Annotated in this window: 16 protein-coding genes; 10 read left to right on the forward strand and 6 right to left on the reverse strand. The window is 70.1% G+C overall.

Annotated elements, in window-relative coordinates; all coding sequences use genetic code 11:
• Positions 1 to 18 precede the first annotated feature (18 nt).
• Complete coding sequence (locus ABNX41_RS11405) at positions 19 to 1,041, reverse strand: phosphotransferase (protein ID WP_438669855.1); 1,023 nt, start codon at positions 1,039 to 1,041, stop codon at positions 19 to 21.
• Positions 1,042 to 2,025: 984 nt separating this feature from the next.
• On the opposite strand from ABNX41_RS11405, the gene ABNX41_RS11410 reads away from it, so the two are divergent.
• The 3 genes from ABNX41_RS11410 to ABNX41_RS11420 all read left to right on the forward strand — a co-directional run bounded on the left by ABNX41_RS11410 (position 2,026) and on the right by ABNX41_RS11420 (position 3,703).
• Complete coding sequence (locus ABNX41_RS11410; RefSeq protein WP_438669856.1) at positions 2,026 to 3,102, forward strand: dipeptidase; 1,077 nt, start codon at positions 2,026 to 2,028, stop codon at positions 3,100 to 3,102.
• A gap of 308 nt (positions 3,103 to 3,410) precedes the next feature.
• Positions 3,411 to 3,536: a hypothetical protein gene (locus tag ABNX41_RS11415; protein WP_438669857.1), complete on the forward strand. Its 126-nt coding sequence runs from the start codon at positions 3,411 to 3,413 to the stop codon at positions 3,534 to 3,536.
• Complete coding sequence (locus ABNX41_RS11420) at positions 3,533 to 3,703, forward strand: hemin uptake protein HemP (RefSeq protein WP_438669858.1); 171 nt, start codon at positions 3,533 to 3,535, stop codon at positions 3,701 to 3,703. The genes ABNX41_RS11415 and ABNX41_RS11420 overlap by 4 nt, the downstream gene beginning before the upstream one ends.
• A 411-nt stretch (positions 3,704 to 4,114) precedes the next feature.
• On the opposite strand, the gene moaA is transcribed toward ABNX41_RS11420, so the two are convergent.
• The gene (gene moaA / locus ABNX41_RS11425; RefSeq protein WP_438669859.1) at positions 4,115 to 5,146 is read right to left on the reverse strand and encodes a GTP 3',8-cyclase MoaA; all 1,032 of its coding nucleotides are present in this window, start codon (positions 5,144 to 5,146) and stop codon (positions 4,115 to 4,117) included.
• 96 nt (positions 5,147 to 5,242) lie between these two features.
• Here moaA and ABNX41_RS11430 point away from each other — a divergent pair, with 96 nt between their 5' ends.
• On the forward strand, positions 5,243 to 5,728 hold the full coding sequence (locus ABNX41_RS11430; protein WP_438669860.1) for a hypothetical protein: 486 nt from the start codon (positions 5,243 to 5,245) through the stop codon (positions 5,726 to 5,728).
• A gap of 239 nt (positions 5,729 to 5,967) precedes the next feature.
• Here ABNX41_RS11430 and ABNX41_RS11435 read toward each other — a convergent pair whose 3' ends face one another.
• From ABNX41_RS11435 to glmU, 3 genes are read right to left on the reverse strand one after another with little or no spacing between them, the layout of a single operon-like run.
• Positions 5,968 to 6,651, reverse strand: a complete 684-nt coding sequence (locus ABNX41_RS11435; RefSeq protein ID WP_438669861.1) for a DNA alkylation repair protein — start codon at positions 6,649 to 6,651, stop codon at positions 5,968 to 5,970.
• A 28-nt stretch (positions 6,652 to 6,679) separates the two neighbouring features.
• A complete protein-coding gene (gene glmS / locus ABNX41_RS11440; protein ID WP_438669862.1) occupies positions 6,680 to 8,500 on the reverse strand; it encodes a glutamine--fructose-6-phosphate transaminase (isomerizing) in 1,821 nt (606 codons plus the stop codon).
• A 4-nt stretch (positions 8,501 to 8,504) separates the two neighbouring features.
• Positions 8,505 to 9,854, reverse strand: coding sequence for a bifunctional UDP-N-acetylglucosamine diphosphorylase/glucosamine-1-phosphate N-acetyltransferase GlmU (glmU, locus tag ABNX41_RS11445; RefSeq protein ID WP_438669863.1), 1,350 nt, complete (start codon positions 9,852 to 9,854; stop codon positions 8,505 to 8,507).
• Positions 9,855 to 10,080: 226 nt separating this feature from the next.
• Here glmU and ABNX41_RS11450 point away from each other — a divergent pair, with 226 nt between their 5' ends.
• Entirely contained in the window at positions 10,081 to 10,752 is a 672-nt protein-coding gene (locus ABNX41_RS11450; RefSeq protein WP_438669905.1) for an HAD-IA family hydrolase, read from the forward strand.
• Between the two features lie 87 nt (positions 10,753 to 10,839).
• On the opposite strand, the gene ABNX41_RS11455 is transcribed toward ABNX41_RS11450, so the two are convergent.
• A complete protein-coding gene (locus ABNX41_RS11455; protein ID WP_438669864.1) occupies positions 10,840 to 11,202 on the reverse strand; it encodes a hypothetical protein in 363 nt (120 codons plus the stop codon).
• A gap of 754 nt (positions 11,203 to 11,956) precedes the next feature.
• Here ABNX41_RS11455 and ABNX41_RS11460 point away from each other — a divergent pair.
• From ABNX41_RS11460 to ABNX41_RS11480, 5 genes are all read left to right on the forward strand, one after another.
• Entirely contained in the window at positions 11,957 to 13,285 is a 1,329-nt protein-coding gene (locus ABNX41_RS11460) for a TCR/Tet family MFS transporter (protein WP_438669865.1), read from the forward strand.
• Positions 13,282 to 14,562, forward strand: coding sequence for a DegT/DnrJ/EryC1/StrS family aminotransferase (locus ABNX41_RS11465; protein WP_438669866.1), 1,281 nt, complete (start codon positions 13,282 to 13,284; stop codon positions 14,560 to 14,562). Before ABNX41_RS11460 ends, ABNX41_RS11465 begins: the two co-directional genes overlap by 4 nt.
• A 1-nt stretch (position 14,563) precedes the next feature.
• Positions 14,564 to 15,046, forward strand: a complete 483-nt coding sequence (locus tag ABNX41_RS11470) for a thermonuclease family protein (RefSeq protein ID WP_438669867.1) — start codon at positions 14,564 to 14,566, stop codon at positions 15,044 to 15,046.
• A 446-nt stretch (positions 15,047 to 15,492) separates the two neighbouring features.
• The gene (locus ABNX41_RS11475) at positions 15,493 to 15,858 is read left to right on the forward strand and encodes an NADH-quinone oxidoreductase subunit A (RefSeq protein WP_438669868.1); all 366 of its coding nucleotides are present in this window, start codon (positions 15,493 to 15,495) and stop codon (positions 15,856 to 15,858) included.
• Positions 15,849 to 16,382, forward strand: coding sequence for a NuoB/complex I 20 kDa subunit family protein (locus tag ABNX41_RS11480; protein ID WP_438669869.1), 534 nt, complete (start codon positions 15,849 to 15,851; stop codon positions 16,380 to 16,382). The genes ABNX41_RS11475 and ABNX41_RS11480 overlap by 10 nt, the downstream gene beginning before the upstream one ends.
• The last annotated feature ends 3 nt before the right edge of the window (positions 16,383 to 16,385 follow it).

Genomic DNA, 16,385 nt, shown 5'->3' on the forward strand with positions numbered 1-16,385 from the left:
GTTCCTTCCCGGGGGCGGTCATTCCGGGGCGGGCAGCGCGCGGCGAAAGATCGAACCGGCGGCTTCGCGGCCCAGATCCCGCATTGCCCGCAGCCCCGCCCGCGCCGAGGGCGCGTTGCGCAGGATATAGGCGGCGTTCCCGGGATGGCGCCGCGCCCGCCATCCGGCGATCGCCAGCGTCGTCACCATCCGCGCCCGGATCAGGTCGAAAAGCACCCCGATCTCGTCGGGGCCAAGCGCGACATGACGGGCATAGCCCCGGGCAAAGGCCGCAAGGCTTTCCTCCGGCGCCCGCGCGTCGACTTGATAGGCCGCCGCCACCGCCAGATCGCAGGCCCGCGCGGTGCGGACCATATCGCCGAAATCGAGGATGCCCGAGATCCGCTCCGGCGCCCCGGGATCCGCCAGCAGGTTGTGCGGGTTGAAATCGGCGTGGCAGATCTGGCTCGGCAGGTCGGGGAGCAGGGGCGCGACGCGGGCGTTGAAATCCGCCAGAACCGCCTCGGCCTCCTGGCGCAGGCCCTTGTCCTCCAGCGCGGCGATCAGCGGCGCAATGCGCGCGAAATGTTTGATATCCCACAGAAGAACGTGATCCGCCGCCGGATGGTCGAACCCTTCGAGCGCACGCGTCAGCCGCCCGAGCGCCGCGCCCGTGCCTTGGGAAAGGGCGGGGTCCGGGGCGATCTGGTGAAGCGGGCTGCCCTCAAGCCAGCCGAAGACCCGAAGCCGACCCTGCGGCAGCGAAAGCCAGTTGTCGCCCCCGCGCGTGGGCGCGAGGCGCGAGGTGGGAAGCTCTGGATCGCGCGCCGCGACATGCAGGAAGGCCCGGGTCTGGAAGTCGGTCATCGTCTCGGGCTCTGCCGGATTGGTGAGCTTCACCAGCCAGCGCCGCCCGTCGCCGCCGTCGAGCCGGTGGTTCAGGTCGCGTTCGGAGGTCAGGACCGAAAGCCTGCCCGAGATCCCCCAGCACCGCTCCAAAGTCTCGGACAGCGCCGGGGCCGACAGTTCCGGCGGCGGCACGGCGAGCAGCTTGCCCAGCAATGCCTCCGCCTCCTCGGCCTCCGTGTGTCCGGGGGCGGGGGCCTGGCCGGGGGAGCCGCGGCCCGCAAGGGGCGGGTCGGTCGGAGCAGGGTGGCCCGGAGCCGTTTCGGCCAGAGCCGTTTCGGTCGAGGCAGGGGGGGCCGGAGGCGGGCTGTTGGGAGGCGGGCTGGCGGTCATGCCCCGATGTGAGCACAGCTTTTCCCGTCTTGCCAGCGCCATGATGCGGCCAGATCTCGCTTCCTACGCGGTCCAGCCGCCCCCGGGGGGGGCGGTCGGGAAGGCCGATGGGCGGTTGGTGGCTTGGGTCGGCCAGGTTTCAGCAATGCGGGGGGGCATGGCACGTAGATGGCAGGGGCTCGCCCCGACTCACGGGGCTCCGCGCTGCGAGGGTGGCCGACGCCCGCGAAGCAGGGGTGGTGCGGCCCGGGCCCACCTCGCGAGCTTTCGGCGTTGCGTCGGCGTGTGGCCCATGACGCGGCGGATGGCAGGGCTTGCCCCGACCCACGAGGTCCGGCGCTGCGAGCGGGCGACACCCGTGAAGGGCCGATGGCGCCGCCCGCGTCAAGCCGCGAGGTTTCAGCACTCCGAGGGTCGGCGGGTGCCATGACGCGCAGACGGGAGGCTTGGGCCCGCGAGGCTGCCGTGGCGCGAGGGTGGGCGGTGTGGCCGATGCTGAAGCGGGCGGCACTCGGCGGGTCCATCCCGCCCCGGCGGCGCATCGGAAGGTCCGGTCGGGACCGCGGGCTCTGGCGTCCGGCCCCGGGCTCTGGCAGGGTCGCGCCGCGCTGCCTCTGCCGGATTGCGGTCGGGCCCGTGATCACGGGGGGCATCGCGCCGGGCACCGAAGCCTGCCCATCCGCCTTCGGGCAGGGGCTTCGGTCCGGCTGACGGTGCGGGCCGGACCGATGGGCGAGGTGGCCGGGGCGCAAAGGCGACATGACGGCGATCCGGCCGGGCATGGATCTGTGGAAAGGAACGACGGCAATGGCGGTGCAGGTCTTCGACGGTCACAACGACCTTCTCCTGCGGCTCTGGCGCGCGGGCGCGCGGCGCGAGGAGATCTTTCTGGACATCGAGGGCGGGGCCGCGGCGCCGGTCGGGCATCTCGACCTGCCAAGGATGCGGGCGGGGGGCTTCGCAGGCGGGCTTTTCGCGATCTATGTGCCCTCGGATTTCGAGGGCGATCCCGCGGATTTCCTCAAGGCGATGGACAATCCGCCCTATGACATGCCGCTGCCCGATCCGGTGCCGCAGGACCGCGCCGCGGCGGTGGCGCTGGCCCAGGCCGGGATCTTCGGCTGGATGGAGCGGGTCTCGGCCGGGACTTTCCGCACCTGCCGCGACGTGGCGCAGATCCGCGCCGCCATGGGCGCGGGCGCCATCGCGGGCGTCCTGCATATCGAGGGCGCCGAGGCGATCGGCCCCGATCTGGACGCGCTGCATCTGTTCCACGCGGCGGGGCTGCGCTCGCTCGGCCCGGTGTGGAGCCGCCCGACCGTCTTCGGCCATGGCGTGCCCTTCCGCTTTCCCGCCGACCCCGACACCGGCGAGGGGTTGACGCAGGCGGGCCGCGCGCTGATCCGCGAATGCGCCGCGCTGCGCATCCTGGTCGATGTCAGCCACCTGAACGCGCAGGGGTTCCGCGACCTGATGGCGGTCTCGGACCGGCCCATCGTCGCCACCCATTCCAACGCCTGGGCGGTGACGCCCTCGGCCCGCAACCTGACCGACTGGCAGCTTGACGCCATCGCGGAAAGCGACGGCATGGTGGGGCTGAACTTCGCCACCGTCTTCCTGCGCCCCGACGGCCGCGACAGCCCCGAGATGGGATGGGAGCCGGTGATGCGCCACCTCGACCACCTGATCCTCAGGCTGGGCGAGGGACGGGTCGGGCTCGGCTCGGATTTCGACGGCGCGACCGTGCCCAGGGGGATCGGCGATGCGGCGGGCCTGCCGCGCCTGTTCGAGGCGATGCGCGCCCATGGCTACGACGAGGCGCTGATCGCGCGGCTGGCGCATGGCAACTGGCTGGCGGCGCTGGAGCGCGTCTGGGGCGACTGAGGCCGGGCGCGGCCCGATTCCCTTTCGGAGCGGTGGAAGCGGCTGCGGCGGGCAGGGGGGGCATGCCGGGGCCGACCCTCTTGCCCGGCCGGGTCGGCGGCGGGATTGTCCTGCGGCTATCCATTGGTAAAGTATGGATTTTTCGATCCCGGGAGCGCCCTTTTCCGGGCGCGACGGGCCAGCCTGTGCAATTCGGAAAAGTTGAATATTGACATAGCCAAGAATTTCAGTCAGGAATTATTCAAGCGCAGCCAAGCCCCGTCGCGGGCCAGCCAGCAAGATTTCCGAAACGCGATGGAGTGACCCTCATGCCCCGACCCGAGACGGGTGACCGGCTCCCTTTGGCCGAACTTCTGCGCCAGGCGGCGATGGGGAGCACCCCCAGTTCCGTGCTGGAGGCCCTGATCGACCGCATGGCGGAGGTTCGGGCATGAACGCGCATCCCGAACCGATGCTGACGCCCTGGCTGACCGCCGATGCCACCCCGGTCCATGAGGCGCGGGTGCTGACCGAAGGCGGCTCGCTGGCCAAGATCGTGCTGGACGGGCAGGTCTATACCCTGCGCATCACCCGGCAGGGCAAGCTGATCCTGACGAAATAGGCGCGCAGCCTTTGCGTGATAACCCGGCCCCCAGAGGTCCGGGGACCGCATGTGCCTCCGGTGTTCCCTCACACCTGCGGCGCATGCGGAAATTTTTTGTCGGATGGGGGCCTTGGATGGGGGGCCTTTCGGGGGGCTGGCGCCGGACCCGGTCCGGGGCGCGGAAGCCCCGGCCAGGCTGTTGCGAAAGCATCCTGAGCCTGCGCTGAGGCGAACATCCTGCCCGCCGGGTTCCGGTCGGCCCCCGTTTCCGGTCTCTGGCAGAGCGATTTCCTGGCTTTCATCGCAGGCTTTGGCGGGGCCGTGACGTTTCCGGCTGGCCGTCGCCATAGGGCATCCGCCTTCGTCCAAAATCCACGGATCGGTGCCGCCCGAACGGCATCCGGCGCGAATCGCGGCGCGCGGGCGCGATCAGCCTCCGGTATGGCTCATGTGGCGGGGCATCTGGCCGCGGATCACCCGGCGCGAATAGTCGAAATCATGGCCCTTGGGCTTTCTGAGGATCGCGTCGCGGATCGCGCGCTCCAGCAGGCCCTCGGCCTCTTCGGGCGTTTCGAGCTGTGCGCCCGCCCGCAGGGGCGCGCGCAGGTCGGCCATGTCCTCTTGCCCCAGGCACATGTAAAGCTCGCCCGTGCAGGTCAGCCGCACCCGGTTGCAGCTTTCGCAGAAATTATGGCTCAGCGGCGTGATCAGCCCGATCTTCTGGCCGGTCTCCTCCAACCGTAGATAGCGCGCGGGCCCGCCGGTCCGCTCGATCAGATCGGTGACGGTGTGGCGCTCTTCCAGCCGGGCGCGCAGGTCGCGCAGGCTCCAGAACCGGTCGAGCCGGGCATCCTCGCCCATCTCGCCCATCGGCATGACCTCGATGAAGGTCAGGTCGTGGCCTTCGCGCGCGCACCATTCGGTGAGGGCGAAAAGTTCGTCCTCGTTGAAACCCTTGAGCGCGACGGTGTTGATCTTGATCCGAAGCCCGGCCTCTTGCGCCGCCCGGATGCCGTCGAGCACCTGCGCGAGCCGCCCCCAGCGGGTGATCTGGGCGAATTTCTGCGGATCGAGCGTGTCGAGCGAGACATTGACCCGCCGCACCCCCAGATCCGCCAGCGGCCGGGCGAAACGCGCGAGCTGGCTGCCGTTGGTGGTCAGCGTCAACTCGCTCAGCGCGCCGCTCCGAAGGTGGCGGGCCATGGCCTCGAAGAAAGTCATGATGCCCCGGCGCACCAGCGGCTCGCCTCCGGTGACGCGCAGCTTCTCGACCCCCAGGCGCACGAAACCCGAGCAGAGACGGTCGAGTTCCTCAAGCGTCAGCAGTTCGGCCTTCGGCAGGAAGGTCATATGCTCGGCCATGCAATAGGTGCAGCGGAAATCGCAGCGGTCGGTGACCGAGACCCTGAGGTAGCGGATCGCGCGGGCGAAAGGGTCGATGAGGGGGGCGGGATCCGGCATGGTCGGAAAGTAGGATGCGCGAGGGCCTGCCGCAAGCGGGAAAGCCTGCGGGAAAGCCGATTGCCCAGACCCGCCCGGGGGGCTAATCTGCCGGGCATGATGTACATTGCCCCGTTCCCCGCCCGGTTTTCGCTGATCTTGCCATTGTTGCTGGGCCTTTCGGGCTGCGCCCTGTTCGAGCGTGGCCGCGAGGAGGCGCCCCGGCCGGGCGCCGATTTGGCCACCGAGTTCGCCCCCGCGGTATCGGTGCAGCCCCTGGGCGCGGCGGGTTATGCGCCCGAGGCGCTCGACCAGACCTCGGAGGCGGAAAAGCGCGCGGCGCTTGCCGCCCCGGCCGCAGGCGGCGAGCGCGAGCTGGGCCGCGCGGTCGTCGCGCTCGGCCCCCCGGCGGAGGCGGGGCTCTGGGTGCGGACCAGCCTGGTTTCCGCGCCGGGCCAGGGCCGGGTGGTCGTGCCCGGCGGGCGGTCGCTGGCGGTCGAGCTGCGTCCGACCTCGGGGGGCGCGCTGATGTCGTTCTCGGCCTATCAGACCTTGGGGATCGGGCTGACGGAACTGCCGGAAGTGACGATCTACGGTCGTTGATTCTGGTGGGGCGGGGGAGGGGGCGCTGCCCCCTCGGCGCCTTTGGCGCCTCACCCCCGGGATATTTTTGCAAAGAAGAATGGGGCAGGGCCGGTTCTGGCTGGTGGCTGACGAGGGGCGGCTGGCGTTGTCTTGTGGTGGGAAGCGGGAGTGGGGGCGAAGGGGCCGGGAAATCTGATCGCGTCAAGAGAGGGAAAGGCTTTGCGCGATGTGTGCGGGAAATGCTTTTCTGCGGCCCGTCAGGTGGCGGGCAGGTGGCGGGAGGCCTCATGTCGGGCGAAGGGTTTCATCGCGGCGCCATGGGTTTCGAGGAAGTTGCGCGTGGCATCGGCATCGTGTTTCGACAGGTCGCGCAGCCACCAGGCCACCGCCTTCTGGACCACCGGGTCCGGGTCGGCGGCATAGCCTGCCGCCCAGCCCAGCACCCGGGCGCGGATCGCCCGGTCGGCGGGTTTGAGGTTGTTCATCCGCGCCCAGGGCAGCGTCATCACGAGCGCGGCGCGGCGGCTCCACACATGGGGCGCGGCGGTCCAGCCCTCCACCTCGTCGAGCCGGGCCGGATCGGCGATCAGGCGGCGCGCGCCCGCGTCCGAGGCGTGATCGGCCAGGGCCCAGCCGTCGAATTGCGGCACCCAGGCGGCGATCAGCCGCCAGGCGCCGTCGTCGGGACGGATGCGGGCCTGGGTCAGCAGCTTCGCCGCCGCGATCCGGCTTTCGTGGATATCCGCGCGCCACAACGCATCGGCAAGCGCCACGCGCGCGGGGATGTCCATTCCCTGCCGCCATTCGGTGGCCAGTTCGGTGATGCGCGGCACGCGCAGGCCCAGCACCTCGCGCGTGGTCTTGTGATAGGCGGCGGATTGCGCGGCGAGGGCCGGGTCGGCCTCGGCCCGCAGCCGCGCGATGGCGGTTTCCGGGGTCATGCGGCGGGTCCAGTTCGGGGCTGGACGCTCATTCCACCGTCACCGATTTGGCGAGGTTCCTTGGCTGGTCGACATCGGTGCCCTTGGCGATGGCGGTGTGATAGGCCAGAAGCTGCGCCGGAATCGCATAGAGGATCGGCGCCCAATGCGGATCGACCGCGGGCAGGGTGAGGCTTTGCCAGGTGCCGGGCCCCGCCGCCTCGACCCCCTTGGCATCCGAGAGCAGCAGCACCTTGCCGCCGCGCGCCATCACCTCTTGCATGTTCGAGACGGTCTTGTCGAACAGCCCGTCCATCGGCGCCATCACGATCACCGGCACCTGCGGGTCGATCAGTGCGATCGGTCCGTGCTTCAGCTCGCCCGAGGCATAGCCCTCGGCATGGATATAGCTGATTTCCTTGAGCTTCAGCGCGCCTTCCAGCGCCATCGGATACATCGCGCCGCGGCCCAGGAAGAGGATGTCGCGCGCCTTGGCCAGGTCGCCCGCGATCCGCGCCACCGGATCCGAGAGCGAGAGCGCCGCATTCGCCAGCCCCGGCAGCGCCGAGAGCGCGTCCAGCCTTGCCGCCAGTTCCGTCTCGGTGATCCGGCCCCGGTCGAGGCCCGCCTTCAGCGCCATCAGCGCCAGCACGACCAACTGGCAGGTGAAGGCCTTGGTCGAGGCCACGCCGACCTCGACCCCGGCCATGATCGGCAGGGCGAGGTCGGATTCGCGCGCGATCGAGGAGGTCGGCACATTCACCACCGAGACCACCCGCGCGACCTTGTCCCGCGCGTGGCGCAGGGCGGCGAGCGTGTCGGCCGTCTCGCCGGACTGGCTGACGAAGATCGCGGTCGAGGCGGGGGAGAGCACCGGATCGCGGTAGCGGAACTCCGAGGCGATGTCGATTTCGGCCGGAAGCCCTGCGATCTGCTCGAACCAGTATTTCGCGACATGGCAGGCGTAGCTCGCGGTGCCGCAGGCCACCAGCACCACCCGGTCGGTGGCGGCGAAGTCGAGCCCTTCGGGCAGGGTCAGGCGATGCGTTCCGCCGCCGGTGTAATGGCGCAGGGCATCGGCCATCACCACCGGCTGCTCGGCGATCTCCTTGGCCATGAAATGCCTGTGCCCGCCCTTTTCGATCCGCGCGCTGTCGAGCCGCACCCGCGTCTCGGCCCGGTTGGCGCGGCGGCCCCCGGCGTCGAAGATCTGCGCGCCCGCGCGGGTCACCACGGCGCGGTCGCCTTCCTCCAGATAGGTGATGCGGTCGGTGAGCGGCGCCAGCGCGATGGCGTCGGAGCCGATGAACATCTCGTCCTCGCCCCGGCCGATGGCGAGCGGGCTGCCCTTGCGGGCGGCGACGATCAGATCCTCTTCGCCGTCGAACAGGAAGCACAAAGCGAAGGCGCCCTCCAGCCGGTCGAGCGTGCGGTTCGCCGCCTCGACCGGCGTGGCGCCGCGATCCAGTTCGCGCTGCGCCAGAAGCGCCACGGCTTCGGTGTCGGTGTCGGATTCCTGATGGTAGCCGTCCGCCGCCAGATCGGCGCGCAATTCGCGGAAGTTCTCGATGATGCCGTTGTGGACCACGGCCACGCCGCCCGCGCGATGGGGATGGGCGTTGCGGATCTCGGGCCCGCCATGGGTGGCCCAGCGGGTGTGCCCGATCCCGGCCTTGCCCGCGAGCGGCTGGTGCACCAGCAGGTCCGAGAGATTGACCAGCTTGCCCACCGCCCTGCGGCGGTCGAGCCGTCCGTCCTGCACGGTGGCGATCCCCGCGCTGTCATAGCCGCGATATTCGAGCCGCCGCAGCGCCTCGACCATCAGGGGGGCGGCCTCGTGGCTGCCCAGAACGCCGATGATGCCGCACATGGGCTTATCCTTTCGTCTTCGCCGCCTTCAGCGCGCGCAGTTTTTCGAACAGGGCCGTGGCGAGGCCGGGTTTCACCACCTGGACCGCCCGGGCGATGGCCACCGCCTCGGCGGGCACGTCGCGGGTGATCACCGAGCCCGAGCCGGTCAGCGCCCCGTCCCCCACCGAGACCGGCGCCACCAGCATCGTGTCCGATCCGATGAAGGCGCGCTTGCCGATCCTGGTGCGGTGTTTCATCACCCCGTCGTAGTTGCAGGTGACGGTGCCCGCGCCGATATTGGTGCCTTCGCCTACATCGGCATCGCCGATATAGGTCAGGTGGCCGACCTTCACCCCTTCGTCGAGGATCGAGTTCTTGATCTCGACGAAATTGCCGACATGGACGTCTTCGGCCAGCTCCGCCCCCGGGCGCAGCCGCGCGAAGGGCCCCACATCGGCGCCGCGCGAGACATGGCAGCCCTCAAGATGGCAGAAACCCTTGATCTCGGCGCCGGATTCGATGGTGACGCCGGGACCGAAGATCACATTGGGCCCGATCACCGCATCGCGGCCGATATGGGTGTCGAGCGCGAGGAACACCGTCTCGGGCGCGGTCAGGGTGACGCCGTTCTCCAGCGCCTCGGCGCGGGCGCGGGCCTGGAAGGCGGCCTCGGCCTGGGCCAGTTGCGCGCGGGTGTTGACGCCCAGGGTCTCGGCCTCGGGGCAGATCACCACGCCCGCGCCCAGCCCGCGCGCATCGGCGATGCCGACGATGTCGGTCAGGTAGTATTCGCCCGCGGCATTGTCGTCGCCGATGGCCGAGATCAGGTCGAAGAGCGTGGCCGCATCGCCGCAGACCACGCCGGAATTGCACAGCGGGATCGCGCGTTCGGCCTCGGTCGCGTCCTTCCATTCGACGATGCGGACCAGCCGGTCCGCCTCGATCACCAGGCGGCCGTAGCGGCCCGGGTCGGCGGGCGCGAAGCCCAGGACGACGACGGGGCGGTCGCGGCGGGCCTCGATCATCTCGCGCAGGGTCTCGGGGCGGATGAAGGGGGTATCTGCGTAAAGCACCACCAGATCCCCCGCGAAACCGGCCAGCGCGGCGCGGGCCTGGTCCACGGCATGGCCGGTGCCCTTCTGCTCGGCCTGGATCACCACCTCGGCCTCGGGATCGAAGCCGAGGGCCGAGGCGCGGACCTGATCTGCGCCATGGCCCGCGACCACGACGATTTTTTCAGGCGCGAGCGAGGCGGCGGCGGTCATCGCGTGATGCAGCAGCGGCGCGCCCGCCACCCGGTGCAGCGCCTTGGGCAGGTCGGAATTCATGCGCGAGCCCTGTCCGGCTGCAAGGATGACGACGGCGATGCTCATTCGGGCCTCATGGTCTTTCGGGGGCGGACCTTCGGTCCTTGTGGGTGTGCTGTCGGACCTGCGGTCCTTAGTGGATCTGGCGTCGGACCTTCGGTCCCGGGGTGGCTTTTCGCGGCGGGGCAGGGCCTTGCGGTCGCCGCAGGGCTTCCCTTTCCTTCGGCTCCGTTCTACGCGCAAGCGCAGGGGGCCGCCAAGGGGCCTCGGCTTCACCAAGGGTTTCGGGATGTTGCAGGGTGGTTCCACGGTGGTCTTCGACCTCGACGGCACGCTGGCCGATACTTCGGCGGATCTCTTGGCCTCGGCCAATGCCTGTTTCCGCGCCATGGGGGCAGGGGATCTGCTGGACAATGGCGACCGGCTGACCGCCTTCCACGGCGGGCGGGCGATGCTGCGGCTGGGGTTCGCGCGCATGGGCCGGGCCGGGGATGCGGCCGAGGTCGACGGGTGGTATCCGCGCCTGCTTGAGGCCTATGCCGGGGCGATCGCCGTGCATACGCGGCTTTATCCCGGCGCGGTCGAGGCGGTCGAGGCGCTGCGCCGCGGGGGCCATGCGGTGGCGATCTGCACCAACAAGCCCGAGGGGCTGGCCGAGGCGCTGATGCGTGCCCTTGGCGCGCGCGAGCTGTTCGCCGCGCTGGTGGGTGCCGATACGCTGCCGGTCAGAAAGCCCGATCCCGCGCCCTATGTTCTGGCGGTGGAACGGGCGGGGGGCGTGGTCGCGCGCTCGATGATTCTGGGCGATACCGAGACCGATCTTCTGACCGCCCGCGCCGTCGGCGTGCCGGGGGTGCTGGTCGCCTTCGGGCCCGAGGGGGCGGGGATCGCGCGGCTGAAGCCCGATGCGCTTCTGGACCGATACGAGGATCTGCCGGATCTGGCCGCGCGCCTTCTGGGCTGAGGGCGCCTTCGGACCCTGGCCGGGAAAAAAACGGCCCCCGGGGATGGGGGCCGCAGTCGACGGGAGGAAAGGGTCGGCGGGAAGGGTTCAGAGAAACGTCTTCCGGCACCAGGGCGCGGTCTTGTCGAATTCGTCGAAAAGCTGCGGCAGGCTGCGCGAGCGCATCAGCTTCTCGAACCGCTGGCGCATCGCCTGGGCCTTCTGGTCGTTGGTGCCGGGCACATAGGCCAGCATCCTGACCGCCGCCTGCTGCGCCGCATTGTAGTCGGAGCGGCCCAGATAGCCCGCGTGGTAAAGCTCGTCCGCGACCATGTAGAGCAGGGCCGAGCAATGCAAAGCCTGTGCCGCGCGCCCGTCGATCACCAGATCGGCCCGGGCGGGCTGGCCGAGGCCAAGCGCAAGGGCAAGCGCAAGGGCGGTTGCGGCGGGGGCGGGAAGCGAGAGGCGCATGGCGGGTTCCTTTCAGGGGCCGCAGGGCTGCGGACGGGGATGAGGGGCGGCGCGCCGCTCCCGGGTGGAGAAGGATCGGTCCGGGCCTTGCCAGCCCGCGGTCCGCCAGAGAGCGGCCGACCGCGGGAACTGGCTGGCCCAAGATGGCTTCGGAGATGGCTTTCGGGGCAGGGCCGACCTTCGCCGGATGTTTCGGTTTCGCTGCATCTTTCATGCCATCGCGCAGGGTTTGCTTCCAGTGACAAAGCCCGTCATCAAACCCTCCATGCGCCGAAACTCCCCTGATCCGAAGCGCGCAATGCGGGCCGCTTCACCCGCGCGGCGGCGAACGCAGACCGGCGCCGGTCGGAGAGAGGCTCGGCCTGGGCCGACGCGCGCCCGGGAGCCGGGCAGGGGCCGCCCGCGCGGCACCCGGAGAGCGGCGCCTGCGCTGTGGCGGCGGCGGGCGGAATCCGGGGGTGATTTCGCAAGATGGCCACGAGGAGGGGCGGGCGGGCTGGCGCCGCCGGGCGCCTTGCACCCTTTCCCTGCCCCGCCCGGGGCGCCGGATCGTCATCCTCTCGTCATTTGACAGCCTCCGGGCGCGGGATTAGGGTCCGCGCCTTCGCGCCGGGCATCGGATTTCCGGTCCATCGGGTCCATGGCCTCGCGCGGTCTCATGTCGCGGCGCTTCGCCGCAAGCGATCGACTGCCTGTCGGCCGGTCCCGGCCAGGGCCGGTCAAATCCCGAGTGCGGTCAAACCCCAGGTGCGCGATGTCCCGAGTTTCGGATGCCGGTCCAGACTTCCCCGCCGAGCCCGGCGCCGCAGCGAGCGCCGCGGCGGGCTCTCGGGGACCCTCAGACCCGCAGGGGGGCGCCACGACGAAAGCCTCGCGCCATGGGGTGGTCTTCGTCCTGGTCACGGTCTTTCTGGACATGGTGGGTTATGGGCTGATCATCCCGGTCCTGCCCGCGCTGATCCGCGAGGTGGGGGGGCTTGACATCGGTCGGGCCGCGGCCATGGCGGGCTGGATGTTCGCGGCCTTTTCCGTGGCGCATTTCCTGTGCGCGCCGCTGGCGGGGAACCTGTCCGACCGTTTCGGACGGAGGCCCCTGCTGCTGCTCGCCATCTTCGGGCTGGGGGTGGATTTCCTGATCTCTGCCTGGGCGCCGACGCTGTTCTGGCTGTTCGTCGGGCGGATCCTGACCGGCGTCTGCGGCGCGAGCTGGGTCATCGCCAATGCCTATATCGCCGATGTGACGGCGCCTGAAGAGCGCGCCCGCGCCTTCGGGCTGATGGGGGCGGCCTTCGGGCTGGGCTTCGTCATCGGGCCGGGGATCGGCGGGCTTCTGGGCGAGTTTGGCCCCCGCGTGCCCTTCCTGGCCGCCGCCGCGATCTCGCTTCTGAACTTCGGCTATGGCTGGTTCGTGCTGCGCGAATCCCTCGCACCCGAAAAGCGCCGCCCGTTCGAATGGCGCCGCGCCAATCCCTTCGGCGCCTTCCGGGTGTTCCGCAGCTATCCCGGCGTCTTGCCGATGTGCCTGGTGCTGGGGCTGTTCTTCTTTTCGTCCTCGGTCTACCAGGCGGTCTGGACCTTCTGGGGCATCGCGAAATTCGGCTGGTCCGAGGGGATGGTGGGCCTGACCCTGACCGTCTTCGGCCTGGTCATGGCGGGGTTCCAGGGCGGGCTGACCGGCCTCTTCACGCGCCGCCTGGGCGAGCATCGCACCATCCTGGTCGGCCTGGTCTGCGCCATCGTGGCGGCCTTCGGCTATGGATTCGCGGGGGGCGTGGTCATGGTCTTCGCGCTGATGGTCGTTCACGGCCCCGAGGGTTTCGTCCATCCGCTGCTGAGCGCGGCGATGACCCGCCGCGTGCCCGAGGATGCGCAGGGCGAGCTTCAGGGCGGCATCTCCGCGATCATGAGCGTGGCCATGCTGGCCGGGACGCTGGCCTTCAGCCAGACCTTCGACTTTTTCTGGAACACGGCGCGGGGCCAGCCTTCGCCGGACGTGGCCTATTGGCTGGCGGGCGCCTGCCTGAGCGCGACGCTGCTGCTTTACCTGCGCCTGGCGCGCCGGGACGGGGGATCGGGGAAATGATGGAACATCCTGACATTGCGGGCACCGAAGGGGGCGCCCGTCGCGCAAGGGAACGGTTCGCGGGCAGTTTCACCCAGCAAGAGCCCTTGCCCGAGGCCTCGGTCGCGGCGGCGCTTGCTGTGATGGGCCACGGGCGGTTGCACCGCTACAACACGATCCCGGGCGAGACCGCCGAGGCCGCGCTGCTTGAGGAGGAATTCGCCGCCTTCACCGGCGCGCGCTACTGCCTCGCCGTGGCCTCGGGCGGCTATGCGCTCGGCTGCGCGCTGCGCGCCTGCGGCGTCGCTGCGGCAGAGCCGGTGCTGACCAACGCCTTCACCCTGGCCCCGGTGCCGGGGGCCATCGCGGCGGCGGGCGGGCGGGCGGTCTTCGTCGAGATCACCGGGGATCTGACCCTGGATTTCCAGGACCTTGAGGCGAAGGCGCGCGAAACCGGGGCGCGGCTTCTGCTGCTGTCGCATATGCGCGGCCATGTCTGCGACATGGGGCGGCTGATGGATCTGTGCCGCGCGCTTGGCCTGACGGTGATCGAGGATTGCGCCCATACCATGGGGGCGGATTGGGACGGGGTGCCCTCGGGGCGGCATGGCGCGATCGGCTGCTATTCGACCCAGACCTACAAGCACATGAATTCGGGCGAGGGCGGGCTGATCGTCACCGACGATGCCGGTCTCGCGGCGCGGATGGTGCTGCTTTCGGGCAGCTACATGCTTTACGGCGCCCATCCCGCCGCGCCCGGGCCCGAGGTGTTCGAGGGCCTGCGGCTGGACATTCCCAATGTCTCGGGCCGGATGGACAATCTGCGCGCGGCGGTGCTGCGCCCGCAGATCCCGCTTCTGCCCGGGCGCCGCCTGCGCTGGCGGGCGCTGCACGACCGGCTGGAGGCGGGGCTGCGCCATGTGCCCGGGCTGCGGCTGGTCGCGCGGCCCGGGGCCGAGGGCTTCGTGCCGTCCTCGTTCCAGTTCCTGCTGCCGGAGTGGGAGCCTGTCCGCGTGACCGCGTTTCTGGCCGCCTGCGCCGCGCGGGGGGTGGAGCTGAAATGGTTCGGGGCCGAGGCGCCGGTGGCCTTCACCTCGCGCTACCAGCACTGGCGCTATGCGGGCGGGCAGTCCTGCCCCCGTACCGACCGCATTCTGGCCGGGCTGGTCGACATGCGGCTGCCGCTGAGCTTTTCCGAAGCCGATGCCGATCTGATCGCGCGGATCATCCGCGACGAGGCGCTGCGGATCGGCCAGGCCGAACATGTCGCGCCGGTCCAGGCGCCCCGGGTGCAGTGACTTGCGCCTCGACCCGACGCTGATCGCGCTTTGCGCGGCGACATTGCTTGGCCTGGTCGGGCTGGCGGGGCGGCTGGCGCCTGTGCCTGTGCCTGTGCCTGTGCCGACGGAGGCGGGCGAGGCGGCGGGGGGCTGTCGGCCCGGCTATGTCCATGATGGCGACACGATGGAACTGGTCTGCGCGGCGTCGGAAGGGGCAGGGCGGGGGCGGGCGGAGCGCCGCGCCCGGCTGATCGGCATCGACACGCCCGAGATGGCGGGCGAATGCGCCGAGGAGATCCGTGCCGCCCATGCCGCCCGCAGCGCCCTGATCGGGCTGATCGCGGCGGCGGCCGAGATCCGTGTCGAGGCCCGGGGCCGCGACCGCTACGGGCGGGTGCTGGTGCGGCTCTGGCTCGACGGTCGGGACGCATCGGAAAGCCTGATCGCGCTTGGCCACGGGCGGCCTTACGACGGCGGCGCGCGGATGGGCTGGTGCGGCTGAAGGCGGGCCGCGCGGGCCCCTTCGGGCCGGGGCCGCCGCCGCCCGGACGCGCCTTCCCCGGCGTCAGGCACGCGGCCCGGTTTGCCCTCCCGTCCCCCCCCTGCGACACCGCGCTGCGGCGACGATGCCGAGGGCGTTTCGTCCCCCTCGCACATCCTTGCAATCGCCGCGCCGCGGCGTCATTATTCCCGAGTGTTTCTATCGGCTTCTGGCTGATTCTTCTTCGCCGGGCCGCCTTCGGAGAATCGATTCAGCGTCGCGCCGGGCCTGCCCGGTGAAAACCTGCATACCGTTGTATGCAAAAGCAGGTTGCGCCCGCTTCGCGATGCTCTTTTCCGCCCCCGCTCGGTTGACCCCGCCGGGGGGCGGGGGTAAAGCAGGGCATGAGTGTGCGCGGGCCGAAAACGGGCCCGCAGGCTCGCTGTCGCCAGCTTAAGGAGCATCTCGTGGACGCGCTTCTCCGGGATTATCTGCCCGTTCTCATTCTGCTTGCGCTTGCGGTCGGTCTGGGGATCGTCCTCATGGCCTCGGCGGCGATCCTCGCCGTGCGCAACCCGGACCCCGAAAAGGTCTCGGCCTATGAATGCGGGTTCAACGCCTTCGACGACGCGCGGATGAAATTCGACGTGCGCTTCTACCTGGTGTCGATCCTGTTCATCATCTTCGACCTTGAAGTGGCGTTCCTTTTCCCCTGGGCGGTGGCCTTCGGCGAAATCTCGATGACCGCCTTCTGGTCGATGATGGTTTTCCTTGCGGTGCTGACCATCGGTTTCTGCTATGAATGGAAGAAGGGGGCGCTGGAATGGGAGTGATGCCGGGTCTGAACACCGCGGGCGCGGACAAGGACGCCGATGTCGCGGCCTTTTCGCGTGACCTTCAGGACAAGGGCTTCCTGCTGACCTCGACCGAGGATGTGATCAACTGGGCCCGCATCGGGTCCCTGCACTGGATGACCTTCGGCCTGGCCTGCTGCGCGGTCGAGATGATCCAGATGTCGATGCCGCATTACGATGTGGAACGCTTCGGCATGGCGCCGCGCGCCTCGCCGCGCCAGTCCGACCTGATGATCGTCGCGGGCACGCTCACGAACAAGATGGCCCCGGCGCTGCGCAAGGTCTACGACCAGATGCCCGAGCCGCGCTATGTCGTCTCGATGGGTTCCTGCGCCAATGGCGGCGGCTATTACCATTACAGCTATTCGGTGGTGCGGGGCTGCGACCGGGTGGTGCCGGTGGATGTCTACGTGCCGGGCTGCCCGCCCACGGCCGAGGCGCTGCTCTACGGCCTTTTGCAGTTGCAGCGGAAAATCCGCCGCACCGGAACCTTGGTGAGGTGAGCC

The organism is Pseudogemmobacter sonorensis (genome assembly GCF_042762395.1).
GTDB lineage: Bacteria > Pseudomonadota > Alphaproteobacteria > Rhodobacterales > Rhodobacteraceae > Pseudogemmobacter > Pseudogemmobacter sonorensis.